This is a genomic window from Pseudomonas sp. NPDC088885, from assembly GCF_044750025.1.
In the GTDB taxonomy this organism is placed as follows: domain Bacteria; phylum Pseudomonadota; class Gammaproteobacteria; order Pseudomonadales; family Pseudomonadaceae; genus Aquipseudomonas; species Aquipseudomonas rustica.
Genome location: NZ_JBIVJB010000111.1, coordinates 1 through 13483, shown reverse-complemented (window position 1 = coordinate 13483; position 13483 = coordinate 1). Strand labels below are relative to the sequence as shown.

Here is a 13483-nt window from a genome sequence, read left to right as displayed (position 1 = left end):
GGCTGTACTCTCTCTGCGTGGCGCCTGCTTGAGCGCTTCGATCACGCGCAACCGCAAGTGCGCGTTTACAACCCCGATTACGAGCGTCATGGCTGGCAGTCGACCCACACCGCGGTCGAAGTCCTGCACCACGACCTGCCATTCCTCGTCGACTCTGTTCGTACCGAACTGAACCGTCGCGGCTACAGCATCCACACCCTGCAAACCACCGTGCTCAGCGTGCGTCGTGGCAGCAAGGGCGAGTTGCTGGAAATCCTGCCGAAAGGCACCCAGGGCGACGGCATTCTGCAAGAGTCGTTGATGTACCTGGAAATCGACCGCTGCGCCAACGCGGCCGAACTGAATGTGCTGAGCAAAGAGCTGGAACAGGTTCTCGGTGAAGTCCGCGTTGCGGTCGCCGATTTTGAGCCGATGAAAGCCAAGGTGCAGGAAATCCTCACCAAACTCGACAACAGCGCGTTCGCCGTCGATGCCGAAGAAAAGAACGAAATCAAAAGCTTCCTGGAATGGCTGGTGGGCAACCACTTCACCTTCCTTGGCTACGAAGAGTTCGTGGTCACCGATCAAGCCGATGGCGGCCACATCGAGTACGACCAGAACTCCTTCCTCGGCCTGACCAAACTGCTGCGCACCGGCCTGACCTACGACGACCTGCGCATCGAAGACTACGCGGTGAACTACCTGCGCGAACCGACCCTGCTGTCGTTCGCCAAGGCTGCGCACCCGAGCCGTGTGCACCGTCCGGCCTACCCGGATTACGTGTCGATCCGTGAAATCGACGCCGACGGCAAAGTCATCAAAGAACACCGTTTCATGGGCCTGTACACCTCGTCGGTGTATGGCGAGAGCGTGCGGGTCATCCCGTTCATTCGTCGCAAGGTCGCGGAAATCGAACACCGCTCCGGCTTCCAGTCCAAGGCTCACTTGGGCAAGGAACTGGCGCAGGTACTCGAAGTGCTGCCGCGTGATGACCTGTTCCAGACCCCGGTCGACGAGCTGTTCAGCACCGTGATGTCGATCGTGCAGATCCAGGAACGCAACAAGATCCGCGTGTTCCTGCGCAAAGACCCGTACGGTCGTTTCTGCTACTGCCTGGCCTACGTGCCGCGCGACATTTATTCCACCGAAGTTCGCCAGAAGATCCAGCAAGTGCTGATGGAGCGCCTGAAGGCTTCCGACTGCGAATTCTGGACGTTCTTCTCCGAGTCCGTGCTGGCTCGCGTTCAACTGATCCTGCGTGTCGACCCGAAAAACCGTCTCGACATCGATCCGCTGCTGCTGGAAAAAGAAGTCGTGCAAGCCTGCCGCAGCTGGCAGGACGACTACGCCGCACTGACCGTCGAAAGCTTCGGCGAAGCCCACGGCACCAACGTGCTGGCGGACTTTCCGAAAGGCTTCCCGGCCGGTTACCGCGAGCGTTTCGCTGCGCATTCGGCCGTGGTCGACATGCAGCACCTGCTGAGCCTCAACGAAAAAAATCCGCTGGTGATGAGCTTCTATCAGCCGCTGGGCCAGGTCTCCGGCCAACGCGAACTGCATTGCAAGCTGTATCACGCCGACACGCCGCTGGCGCTGTCCGACGTGCTGCCGATTCTGGAAAACCTCGGCCTGCGCGTGCTGGGTGAATTCCCGTACCGTCTGCGTCACACCAATGGCCGCGAATTCTGGATTCACGACTTCGCGTTCACCGCCGCTGAAGGTCTGGATCTCGACATCCAGCAACTCAACGACACCCTGCAGGACGCCTTTGTCCACATCGTCCGTGGCGAAGCCGAGAACGATGCGTTCAACCGTCTGGTGCTGACTGCCGGCCTGCCTTGGCGCGACGTCGCACTGCTGCGCGCTTACGCCCGTTACCTGAAGCAGATTCGTCTGGGCTTCGATCTGGGTTACATCGCCAGCACCCTGAACAACCACACCGACATCGCTCGCGAGCTGACCCGGTTGTTCAAGACCCGCTTCTATCTGGCGCGCAAGCTCAGCGACGACGACCTGGAAGACAAGCAACAGCGTCTGGAACAAGCGATTCTGACGGCACTGGACGACGTTCAGGTGCTCAACGAAGACCGCATCCTGCGTCGTTACCTCGACCTGATCAAAGCGACCCTGCGTACCAACTTCTATCAGACTGATGCCAACGGCCAGAACAAGTCGTACTTCAGCTTCAAGTTCAACCCGCACGCGATCCCTGAACTGCCGAAGCCAGTGCCGAAGTTCGAAATCTTCGTCTACTCGCCACGCGTTGAAGGCGTGCACCTGCGCTTCGGTAACGTCGCTCGTGGCGGTCTGCGCTGGTCCGACCGTGAAGAAGACTTCCGCACCGAAGTTCTTGGCCTGGTAAAAGCTCAACAAGTGAAGAACTCGGTCATCGTGCCAGTGGGCGCGAAGGGCGGCTTCCTGCCGCGTCGCCTGCCACTGGGCGGCAGCCGTGACGAGATCGCGGCCGAGGGCATCGCCTGCTACCGCATCTTCATTTCCGGCCTGTTGGACATCACCGACAACCTGAAAGACGGCGCGCTGGTGCCGCCATTGAACGTGGTTCGCCACGACGATGACGACCCGTACCTGGTAGTGGCAGCGGACAAGGGCACTGCGACCTTCTCCGACATCGCCAACGGCATCGCCATCGACTACGGCTTCTGGCTGGGTGACGCGTTTGCGTCCGGTGGTTCGGCCGGTTACGACCACAAGAAAATGGGCATTACCGCCAAAGGCGCGTGGGTCGGCGTACAACGTCACTTCCGCGAGCGCGGCATCAATGTTCAAGAAGACAGCATCACTGTTGTCGGCGTCGGCGACATGGCCGGTGACGTGTTCGGTAACGGCCTGTTGATGTCCGACAAGCTGCAACTGGTCGCTGCCTTCAACCACCTGCACATTTTCATCGATCCAAACCCGAACCCGGCGACCAGCTTCGTCGAGCGTCAGCGCATGTTCGACCTGCCGCGTTCGGCGTGGACCGACTACGACACCAGCATCATGTCCGAAGGCGGCGGTATCTTCTCGCGCAGCGCGAAGAGCATCGCAATTTCCCCGCAGATGCAGGAACGCTTCGACATCAAGGCTGACAAGCTGACCCCGACTGAACTGCTGAATGCCTTGCTCAAGGCGCCGGTGGATCTGCTGTGGAACGGCGGTATCGGCACTTACGTCAAGGCCAGCACTGAAAGCCACGCCGATGTCGGCGACAAGGCCAACGATGCTCTGCGCGTAAACGGCAACGAGCTGCGCTGCAAAGTCGTGGGCGAGGGCGGTAACCTCGGCATGACCCAACTGGGTCGTGTGGAATTCGGTCTGAATGGCGGCGGTTCCAACACCGACTTCATCGACAACGCCGGTGGTGTGGACTGCTCCGACCACGAAGTGAACATCAAGATCCTGCTGAACGAAGTGGTTCAGGCCGGTGACATGACCGACAAGCAACGCAACCAGTTGCTGGCGAGCATGACCGACGAAGTCGGCAATCTGGTGCTGGGCAACAACTACAAGCAGACTCAGGCGCTGTCGCTGGCCGCGCGTCGTGCTTATGCGCGCATCGCTGAGTACAAGCGTCTGATGGGCGATCTGGAAGGCCGTGGCAAGCTGGACCGTGCCATCGAGTTCCTGCCGACCGAAGAGCAACTGGCCGAGCGCATTGCTGAAGGCCACGGTCTGACCCGTCCTGAGCTGTCGGTGCTGATCTCGTACAGCAAAATCGATCTCAAGGAGCAGCTGTTGGGCTCCTTGGTGCCGGACGACGATTACCTGACCCGCGACATGGAAACGGCGTTCCCGCCGACCCTGGTCAGCAAGTTCTCCGAAGCCATGCGTCGTCACCGCCTGAAGCGCGAGATCGTCAGCACCCAGATCGCCAACGACCTGGTCAACCACATGGGCATCACCTTCGTTCAACGACTCAAAGAGTCGACCGGCATGAGCCCGGCGAACGTCGCTGGCGCTTACGTGATCGTGCGCGACATCTTCCACCTCCCGCACTGGTTCCGTCAGATCGAAGCGCTGGACTATCAGGTTGCCGCTGACGTTCAACTGGAGCTGATGGACGAGCTGATGCGTCTGGGCCGCCGTGCTACACGCTGGTTCCTGCGTGCCCGTCGCAACGAGCAGAACGCTGCCCGTGACGTCGCGCATTTCGGTCCGCACCTGAAAGAGCTGGGCCTGAAACTCGACGAACTGCTGAGCGGCGAAATCCGTGAAAACTGGCAGGCGCGTTATCAGGCTTACGTCGAAGCCGGTGTGCCGGAATTGCTGGCGCGTATGGTTGCGGGCACCTCGCACCTGTACACCTTGCTGCCGATCATCGAAGCCTCCGACGTGACTGGCCAGAACCCTGCCGAAGTGGCGAAAGCCTACTTCGCCGTGGGCAGTGCGCTGGACATCACCTGGTACCTGCAACAGATCAGCGCGCTGCCGGTTGAAAACAACTGGCAAGCCCTGGCCCGTGAAGCGTTCCGTGACGATGTCGACTGGCAGCAACGCGCGATCACCATCTCCGTCCTGCAACAGGGCGACGGCACCCTGGACGTGGAAGCACGTCTGGCGCTGTGGATGGAGCAACACGAAAGCATGATCTCGCGCTGGCGCGCCATGCTGGTGGAAATCCGCGCTGCGAGCGGCACGGACTACGCCATGTATGCAGTGGCCAACCGTGAACTGCTGGACCTGGCGTTGAGCGGGCAAGCAGTAGTGCCTGCGGCGCCGGCGAATGCCGAGCTTGAAACGGCATAACTAAGCGCTGAATGAAAAAGCCCCGGTATCGTGAAATGCCGGGGCTTTTTTGTGTCTCATGTATTTACACCGAGGGGTGTAGGAGCTGCCGAAGGCTGCGATCTTTTGCCTTTAAAAGATCAAGATCAAAAGATCGCAGCCTTCGGCAGCTCCTACAGGGACCGGAGTTCCACAAAACCTGTGGGAGCGGGCTTGCTCGCGAAGAGGCCCTTACATTCAATACAACTTCTGAGCCGGTTTAGTATCAAGCATCGACACTTTATCCGCAGGCCGTGCGACTAAATTGTTGAGCGATTGGTCAAACTTTTGCAGCGCCCGAACTTGCACATCCTGCTGCTGGTTAATATCGGCAACAATCTCTTCCGAGCGTTTGAAGTCCGCCCACACCGGTGTCAGTTCTTTCGCTTCTGAACCTCTCGCCGTGCCGATGTAGTTCAATCCCGCATCATAAAAATCGGCACTCACGTCAGCCTTGATGTCGGAGCTGCGTGAGGTGATTAACTGGCTGTGGGTGTCGACGATGGCCGTCACATCCGGTTTGGCTGCACGCAAGCTTTGCATGTCCGGATACACCGTCACTGAACCGAACTGGCGTTGCAGGGAGGCGTTGACCCATTCCACTGCCATGTCCGGTTTCGAGCTGGCGACGTAGGCGTCGTGGATCGGCTGTACCAGCAGGCTCTGGCCGAAACCGGTGCCGGCGTTGGCTTGGTAGTCGCGCAGGTATTCGCGGTTGCTCTGGGTGCTTGGGCTGTAGACCACGCCGAGCGATACGCCGGGACCGCTTTTCACCTGAGTGGCGCTACTGCGACCGGTTGGATGCGGCAGCAGGGTATCGAGAGACGAGACTGCTTTTGGCGCCGTCGGCACTGAACAGGCAGAGAGGGCTAAAACCGATATCGCCAACATACTGGTGAACGCAAGTTTCATGGTGTTTCTCCCGTGAAACAACATCAGTCGGAAAGTTTAAAGTTGCCGTCAATGACGGCAGTTAATTCAGACTACCCCCGTCGCACGGCAAATAAGCTGACAATTTGCTATCTGGTTTTGTATTGAATAGTTTTATTTGCTGTAAACCGATCCGGTTAATTGCATCGAGATATAAAAAGGCGCAAATCGGCAATTTGCGCCCTTTTATTTATGGCTGGCTAAACAACCATCAGTTTTTCAGCGGAATCAGCACTTGCTCATCCGGGGACAGCACCATGAACACCAGCAACTTGGCTGGCTTGGTTTGGCTGGCGTTTTTCGAGACCAAATGCTCGGAACCGGCCGGTTCGTACCAGAACTGACCTTTCTTGTAGGTGATCGCCTGTTCGCCCTTCACCTGAGAGATCACTTCGCCTTCGAGCACGTAGGCCATCGCGGTGCCGTCGTGTTTGTGGGCAATGGAGGATTGGCCGGGTTTGTAGTCGACTTCGATCATCATGGCTTTTTTGCCGGGGGCGTTTTTCAGCATCTGGTCTTGCAGTACGGTGACTTTTTCCGAGGGGTCGTGGGCGAAGGCCGAGGTGGAGAGGGCCAGGGCGAGGGCGAGGGCGGCAGCAACAAGGTGCAGGGTTTTCATGGTGGATTACCGGTTGGGGGGTGGTTGGTAATCACAGTAGTCCGAGGGGCGGGGCAAGCAAACGGCCAATATTCGGGAAGATTGGGTGACCAATTGGCGGGGTTTACGGAAAATTATCGGTGGGCCGGAAACCGCTTTCGCGAGCAAGCCCGCTCCCACAGTGGAGCGCATTTCAAATATGGGAGCGGGCTTGCTCGCGAAGGCGTCAGATCAGACGATGGGAAAACTGTTGAAGTCCACACTATTGGCCAACCGGCTATCGATCAGGTCTATAAACCCCTGCGCTTCAGGCCGGTTGAAATGCGCCTGCATCGCCGCTTCCGACTGCCAGCGCGCACTGACCGTCCAGCGGTGGCTGTCCTCGGGGCAGCGGTCGACCAGGTAGGAATCGCAGCCCGGCGTTTCGCGCAGGGTTTCGACGATCCTCTGCAGTTGCTTGCCCAGCTCGTCAGAGCGGCCGGCAGCAGCCTGCACCTGCACCGTGTTGATCACTTCGTTGGACATTGCTCACACTCCTGAATCAGGCCGGACGAATCCTGCTCATTGAGGGATAACGCCTGTGCAGAATAGGCCTGCCCCCGCCGATCACCAATAACCAATCGGCGGTTAATCCGTTAGGCCAATCGCTCAGGCGACTTGCTGGAGAATGTCGCGCAGGCGATCGAGGGCGATATCAATGTCCAGCGTCTCAATCGCGCCGAAGCCAAAGTACAAACCATCACGCGGTGTCTGCTGATAATAAAAGCCATTGATCGCGTACAGACCGACTTCGACCTTTTTCGCCAGCTCGATCACCAGCGGCAGGTCGATCGGCACTTTGCAAAACACCGCCATGTGGAATCCGGCACTGGCCGGCACCGCATCAAGCCAAGGCGACAGATCGCTGGCCATGCGCGCCAGAATCCGTTCGCGGCGCTGCGCATAAATCGTGTGGCAGCGGCGAATATGCTTGAGCAAACAGCCCTCGGCGATGAACTTGGCCAGCGCCCATTGCGGCAGGGTGGACGCGTGCAAATCGGTGAGCTGCTTGGCGCGAATCACCGCTTCGAGGATCGCCGGCGGCAGGATTCCGTAGCCCAGGCGTAACTCGGGCAGCAAGGTTTTCGAGAAGGTGCCGACATACGCGACGAGTCCGCGCTGGTCGAGGTTGTACAGCGAATCAGTGGGCCGGCCTTCGTAGCGAAACTCGCTGTCGTAGTCGTCCTCAATGATGATTGCGCCGAGCTCATGCGCACGCACCAGCAAGGCTTCGCGGCGCGCCTGACTCATCGGCATGCCCAACGGAAACTGGTGCGATGGCGTCACGTAAATCAGCCGCGTGCCTTCGGGAATGTGTTCGACCTGAATGCCCTCGGCATCCACTGGAATACCGACCACGGTGGCGCCGTGCGTGCCGAACAGCAGGCGAGCTGGCGGATAACCCGGGTCTTCCATCGCCACCAGACTGCCGGGACGCAGCAGCACGCGAGCGATCAGATCCAGCGCCTGTTGCGCGCCGTTGCAGACCACGATGTCTTCGTCCTGACAGTTCACCCCACGAGAAAATGCGATGTGTCGGGCAATCGCGTTGCGCAGCGACGGCAAACCTTCGGCAACGCTGTAAAAGCCTTTCGACTGCGCCATCTGCCGCATCGCATGAGCGACGCACCGACGCCAGTCATCCTGGGGAAACTGGCCCTTGCTGGTGGCGCCGCCAATGAAGTCGTAACGCAGCGAACCTTCCAGTGTCGGGTGCCGCAGGAACACCGGCAGATTGCGCCAGCTCTCGATCACCTCGGCACTGGCCAATTCGCTGTGACTTTGCTTGCGCTGAACCTGCGCCGGGCGCGCGTTGACGTAGGTGCCTTTGCCGATGACGCCGGTGAGGAAGTTTTCGTAGGTCAGTTGCGCGTAAGTGTCGGAGATGGTCTTGCGCGAGATCCCCAGTTGCTCGGCGAGCAAGCGGCTGGGCGGCAGTTGCGTGCCAGCGGCCAGACGCCCGGATTCGATGGCGCCGCGCAGCTGTTGGTACAACTGACCGGCGAGATCCTTGCGGCCGTTGATCACGACATGAAGTTCCATACCGACGTGTCTCCGAGGCAATGTGAAGTGCCCGCCAGATTAGCGCTGTTGGGCGATTGGCAGAAGTTGCGCAGCACAAATACCCGAAATTGGCATAAACCCCTGTAGGAGCTGCCGAAGGCTGCGATCTCTTGATGTTGCTTTTTAAGATCAAGAGATCGCAGCCTTCGGCAGCTCCTACAGGGGATTTGTGTTTAGCGCGCTATTGGTGTGGCACTTTTCCGTGGAATTGGGGCTGTAACCCTAGCCTCTTGGCGCTTACTTTGAAGTCTTTATTGCGCCTGCCGAGATCAAGCCATGTCCCCGCGTCTGGATTACTACAGCGCTTCACCCAAAGCGATGAAAGCGATGATTGCCATGGAGGCGCTGACCAGCAACTTGAGCATCGAACAGCCGTTGCTGCAACTGATCAAGATCCGCGCCTCGCAACTTAATGGCTGTGCGTTTTGCACGGATATGCATTCGGTCGAAGCCCGGCGAGCGGGGGAGAGTGATCGGCGGTTGTATGCGATTGCAGTGTGGCGTGACAGCGGGTTTTTCAATCCTCGTGAACGCGCGGCACTGGCCTGGGCGGAGGCGGTGACCTTGTTGGCGGAAAGCCATGTGCCGGATGAGGTGTATCAACAGGCGCGCGAGCAGTTTAACGAAGCGGAACTGGTCGACCTGACCATGGCCGTGACCACGATCAACAGCTGGAATCGCCTGGCGGTTAGTTTTCGGCAAATCCCGAGCGATTAGTAGCCCGCCACCTTTAAATCTGTAGGAGCAAAGCTTGCTCGCGAAAGCGGTGGCTCATTCAAAGAATATGTTGGCAGGAATGGCCTCTTCGCGAGCAAGCTCTGCTCCTACAAGGTTTCGGTAGGTTAGTTGTTGTTAGTTGAATTTAGTGTTGCCTGGGCAACACTTATGTTGCTCTAAGCACACTCCGCCAAGCCGATATAACCTAAGCGTTATTGGTTCTTTTGCCACAGCTCTCCGCTCGTCTAGCATCGGCCTCCAAGGGGAAAAGCTTACTTTTGGGGATCCTGCGTTCTATTTGCACTTTCCGATCTAACAGCCTTCGCTGCCTTCCTGTTTTATAAAACTACAGCAGACATTGCCGTGCACTGATGGCCGACGACTTTTGGTTGGCAGGGCCGGGTATTAGCTGCGATTCAAGGAGCTGTTGCATGTATTACCGTTCGCGTTCATTACTCGCTGCTGCTGTGCTCACATCCATCTGGCAACTTCCCGCGCAAGCTGACGGTGAGGCCAAACTCGACACCGTGTTGGTGACCGGCACACGCGGCACATCGCGCACCGTGCTGGATTCGCCAGTGCCGGTCGACGTGCTCACCGCTGATGACCTGAAAGCCGCCGGCGCGGCGGATGGCGAATTGGGCGCAGCGTTGCAGACGCTGTTGCCATCGTTCAGCCTGCCGCGCCAGTCCAACTCCGGCGGTGCCGACCATGTACGCGCCGCTCAACTGCGCGGCATGAGCCCGGATCAGGTGTTGGTGCTGGTCAACGGTAAACGCCGGCACACTTCGGCGGTGGTCAACGACTCCTCGAAAATCGGTCGCGGCACGGCGCCGGTGGATTTCAACTCGATCCCGATCAGCGCGATCAAACGCATCGAAGTGCTGCGCGATGGCGCCGGTGCGCAATACGGCTCCGATGCGATTGCCGGGGTCATCAACATCATCCTCGACGACGCCCCCGAGGGCGGCGAAGTGACGACGAGCTACGGCGCCTATCACACCCATCAGGACGCGATCGGCAAAACCACCACCGACGGCCAGAACAGCGTGACCACCGCCAAGATCGGCACGCGCCTCGGCGAGGAGGGCGGCTTCATTCGCGGCGGCACCGAGTACAAGGATCGCAACCCGACCAACCGCGCCGGTTTCGATGGCTTCGACGACATCCCCAACCAGCGCAACTACGTGATGGGCGACGGCATCGCTCGCGATGTCAACCTGTGGTTCAACAGCGAACTGCCGCTGGCCGGCGGCAAGGCTTACAGCTTCGGCACCTACAACCAGCGCCACACCACCGGCGCTGAATTCTATCGCTACCCGTACGAGCAGCCGCAGTTCTACCCCAACGGCTTCCTGCCGCAATCGCTTGGCGACAACAAGGACGTCTCCGCCACCGCCGGTTTCAAAGGCATGATCGGCGACGACTGGGACTTCGACAGCAGCGTCACCCATGGCCGCAATCGCTTCGATGGATCGACCCGACGCACCCTCAACGTCAGCCTCGGTGAAGACTCGCCTACCGAGTTCGATACTGGCGACTACGAGTTGCGCCAGACCACGACCAACCTCGATTTCACCCGCGAACTGCGCCTCGGCGAACGCTCATTTGTGTTGGCCGTCGGCGGCGAATACCGCTACGAAAACTACCTGACTTACGCCGGTGACGCCGCTTCTTACGTTGGCTCCGGAGCCGATGGCGCCAATGGACTGCGCCCGAGCGAAGAGTCGGATCTGGATCGCAATGTGTTCGGCACTTACGCCGAGTTGTCCGGCGATCTCACCGACCGCTTCTTCGTCGACGCCGCCACGCGCTGGGAGCATTACGACGACGCCGGCAGCAAACTCACCGGCAAACTCAGTGGCCGCTACAAACTCACCGAGCAGTGGGCGGTGCGCGGCGCAGTGTCGAACAACTTCCGCGCGCCGTCTCTGGCGCAGAGCGGTTTCCAGAACACCACCAGCAACTTCGGCGACGGCGGCACGCTGACCGATATTCGCGTGCTCTCGGTCAACGATCCGATTGCCCGCGCATTGGGCGCAGAAAAACTTGATCCGGAAACCTCGAAAAACTTCAGCCTCGGCCTGACCTTCCAGTTGAACGAACGCTTCGATGCGTCGCTGGACGTGTTCCGCATCGACGTCAGAGACCGCATCACCCTGTCACAACGCATCGGCAGCGATGCGCTGGAAAATTACATTAATGACAACTTCGGCGTGGCCGGCATACATGACGTCAACTTCTTCACCAACGCCGCCGACACCAGCACCCACGGCGCCGAATTGGTGCTCAACTATCATCAGCCGTTCTACGAAGGGCAACTCGGCCTGACCACCGCGTACACCTACAACCACACCAAAGTCACCAGCACCAAAGGCACGCCGTCGCAATTGACCGCGCTGGGCATTGGCAATGACGCGCTGGTCGGCGTCGAAGAAACCAACACCTTGACCGATGCGGCGCCGAAGGATCGCTTCATCTTTTCCGCCAACTGGGCCAGCGAACATTGGGGCTTGCTCGGGCGTTTGACCCGTCAGGGCGAGACCACTCGTGTGTTTGATTTCGGTGATTCGCAACCGGAGCAGACCTACGGTGCGGTGTGGCAGCTGGATGCCGAGGTGGCCTACAAATTCACCCCGAAATTCAACATCGCCGTCGGTGGCAACAACCTCACCGACAACTACCCGGAACGCTCCGGCTCGGCGATCAACTACGGCGGCAACCTGCCGTACGACGTGCTCTCACCGATCGGCACCAACGGCGCTTACTACTACGCTCGCGCCACCTATGTTTTCTAACGCCGGGCCGGGGCGGCATCTGCCGGTGTTCCAGGCGCTGCTGATCACGCTGGGCATGGTGATCACCACCGACATCCTGAAAACCGCGCCGACCGTGGCGCTCAATGTCGGGCCGGAGCACTTTTACCTGGTGTGGGTGCTCGGCGGTGTGGCGTCGATGATCGGCGCGCTGTGCTTTGCGGAAATGGCCACAGCGTTTCCGCATCCCGGCGGCGACTACCATTTTCTGCGCACAGCGTATGGCGAGCGCATGGGGTTTCTGTTCGCCTGGTCGCGGTTTTCGGTGATGCACACCGGGTGGATTGCGTTGTCGGCGTTTATGTTTGCCGATTACGTGAATGCGGTGGTGCCGTTGGGACAGTATGGATCGGGGCTGTTTGCCGGGGCGGTGATCGCGGCGTTGGTGCTGCTGAATCTGACTGGCAAGCACATCGGTTTCATCACGCAGACATTGCTGGTTGGCTTGCTCGCGTTAGGCTTTTTGAGCATCGCCAGTGCCGGTGTTTTTCTGGCGTGGCAAGGGGTTGAACCGCCGGCGCCAAGCTCGGCGGTATTGCCGGAAAATACCGGCATGGCCGGGTTTTCGGCGGCGATGATTTTTGTGTTTCTGGCGTTCGGCGGCTGGAGTGATGCGGCGACGTTATCGGCGGAAGTGCGCGATGGTCGGCGGGGAATTTTCATCGCCATGATCGGTGCGCTGACGGTGTTGATGATTATCTATCTGGCGCTGAATTGGGCGTTTGTTCAGGGGCTGGGATTTGCCGGATTGGCGGCGAGCAATGCGCCGGCAGTTGAACTGCTCAACCGTGCTTTTGGCGCGCCCGGGGTCATGCTGATTCTGCTCATGGTGGGGATTGCAGCGATCGCCACGATCAATTCGACGTTGCTGGTTGGCGCGCGGACTACCTACGCCGCTGCTCGCGATGTACCGCAGTTGCGCAGTTTTGGTGATTGGGATGATCGCCATGGCGTACCGCGCAAAGCGTTGCTGGCGGAGGGCGCGGTGGCGTTGTTGCTGGTGTTGTTCGGCAGTTTTACCCAGAGCGGGTTTAACACCATGGTCGAGTATTTGACCCCGGTGTATTGGTTATTTTTGAGTTTGAGCAGTGTCGCGTTGATCATATTACGGCGGCGGTTTCCGCACGTGCCGAGGCCGGTGCGGGTGCCGTTGTATCCGTTGTTGCCGTTGCTGTTTTTTGGGTTGTGCCTGTACATGCTGTATTCCAGCGTGACGGTGGTGGGGTATGGGGCGTTTTTGGGGATTGGTGTTCTTTTGGTTGGCGCGGTGGTTTTGGCTGGGTTGAGTCGTTTGACGCCAAACCCTCACCCCAGCCCTCTCCCAAAGGGAGAGGGGGCCGACCGAGTTGTCTTGAGTGATACATCGACCTGAAAAACCGAGTTGATTATGGATTCGGCAACGCACTGAAAAACCCAGTCGATTATGGATTCGGCGACGCACGTCCAAGTCGGCGAACCCCTCAAATATCCCCCAATCAGTTCCCTCTCCCTCCGGGAGAGGGCTAGGGTGGGTAAAGACCGGGTACATCCTTTACGTTTGAGACCGGGGACATGGTTTACAGGTATCAATCATGGT

General features: G+C 59.1%; 8 protein-coding genes. 4 read left to right on the top strand and 4 right to left on the bottom strand.

Translation table 11 applies throughout. From position 1 onward, the window contains the following. Positions 1-4725: NAD-glutamate dehydrogenase (locus tag ACIP1X_RS25290; RefSeq protein ID WP_400755636.1), on the top strand; the 4725-nt coding region annotated here is incomplete at its 5' end. A gap of 216 nt (positions 4726-4941) precedes the next feature. Here the strand turns inward: ACIP1X_RS25290 and ACIP1X_RS25285 are convergent. The 4 genes from ACIP1X_RS25285 to ACIP1X_RS25270 form a co-directional block, all read right to left on the bottom strand. After that, a complete protein-coding gene (locus ACIP1X_RS25285; RefSeq protein ID WP_400755635.1) occupies positions 4942-5655 on the bottom strand; it encodes an ATPase in 714 nt (237 codons plus the stop codon). A 229-nt stretch (positions 5656-5884) separates the two neighbouring features. Beyond that, positions 5885-6292, bottom strand: coding sequence for a cupin domain-containing protein (locus ACIP1X_RS25280; RefSeq protein WP_400755634.1), 408 nt, complete (start codon positions 6290-6292; stop codon positions 5885-5887). Between the two features lie 210 nt (positions 6293-6502). After that, complete coding sequence (locus ACIP1X_RS25275) at positions 6503-6796, bottom strand: putative quinol monooxygenase (protein ID WP_053121122.1); 294 nt, start codon at positions 6794-6796, stop codon at positions 6503-6505. 123 nt (positions 6797-6919) lie between these two features. Beyond that, the gene (locus ACIP1X_RS25270; protein ID WP_053121119.1) at positions 6920-8353 is read right to left on the bottom strand and encodes a PLP-dependent aminotransferase family protein; all 1434 of its coding nucleotides are present in this window, start codon (positions 8351-8353) and stop codon (positions 6920-6922) included. Between the two features lie 297 nt (positions 8354-8650). On the opposite strand from ACIP1X_RS25270, the gene ACIP1X_RS25265 reads away from it, so the two are divergent. From ACIP1X_RS25265 to ACIP1X_RS25255, 3 genes are all read left to right on the top strand, one after another. Next, positions 8651-9091 carry a carboxymuconolactone decarboxylase family protein gene (locus tag ACIP1X_RS25265; protein WP_400755633.1) on the top strand — a complete coding sequence of 147 codons (441 nt, stop codon included), beginning with the start codon at positions 8651-8653 and terminating at the stop codon, positions 9089-9091. Between the two features lie 431 nt (positions 9092-9522). Beyond that, complete coding sequence (locus ACIP1X_RS25260; RefSeq protein ID WP_400755632.1) at positions 9523-11889, top strand: TonB-dependent receptor plug domain-containing protein; 2367 nt, start codon at positions 9523-9525, stop codon at positions 11887-11889. Further along, positions 11879-13279 carry an APC family permease gene (locus ACIP1X_RS25255; protein ID WP_400755631.1) on the top strand — a complete coding sequence of 467 codons (1401 nt, stop codon included), beginning with the start codon at positions 11879-11881 and terminating at the stop codon, positions 13277-13279. Before ACIP1X_RS25260 ends, ACIP1X_RS25255 begins: the two co-directional genes overlap by 11 nt. The last annotated feature ends 204 nt before the right edge of the window (positions 13280-13483 follow it).

Bases quoted from the DNA above. Each gene is read 5' to 3' on its own strand.
- ACIP1X_RS25285 (WP_400755635.1), bottom strand. From the start codon at position 5,655: ATGAAACTTGCGTTCACCAGTATGTTGGCGATATCGGTTTTAGCCCTC.
- ACIP1X_RS25280 (WP_400755634.1), bottom strand. From the start codon at position 6,292: ATGAAAACCCTGCACCTTGTTGCTGCCGCCCTCGCCCTCGCCCTGGCC.
- ACIP1X_RS25275 (WP_053121122.1), bottom strand. From the start codon at position 6,796: ATGTCCAACGAAGTGATCAACACGGTGCAGGTGCAGGCTGCTGCCGGC.
- ACIP1X_RS25270 (WP_053121119.1), bottom strand. From the start codon at position 8,353: ATGGAACTTCATGTCGTGATCAACGGCCGCAAGGATCTCGCCGGTCAG.
- ACIP1X_RS25265 (WP_400755633.1), top strand. From the start codon at position 8,651: ATGTCCCCGCGTCTGGATTACTACAGCGCTTCACCCAAAGCGATGAAA.
- ACIP1X_RS25260 (WP_400755632.1), top strand. From the start codon at position 9,523: ATGTATTACCGTTCGCGTTCATTACTCGCTGCTGCTGTGCTCACATCC.
- ACIP1X_RS25255 (WP_400755631.1), top strand. From the start codon at position 11,879: ATGTTTTCTAACGCCGGGCCGGGGCGGCATCTGCCGGTGTTCCAGGCG.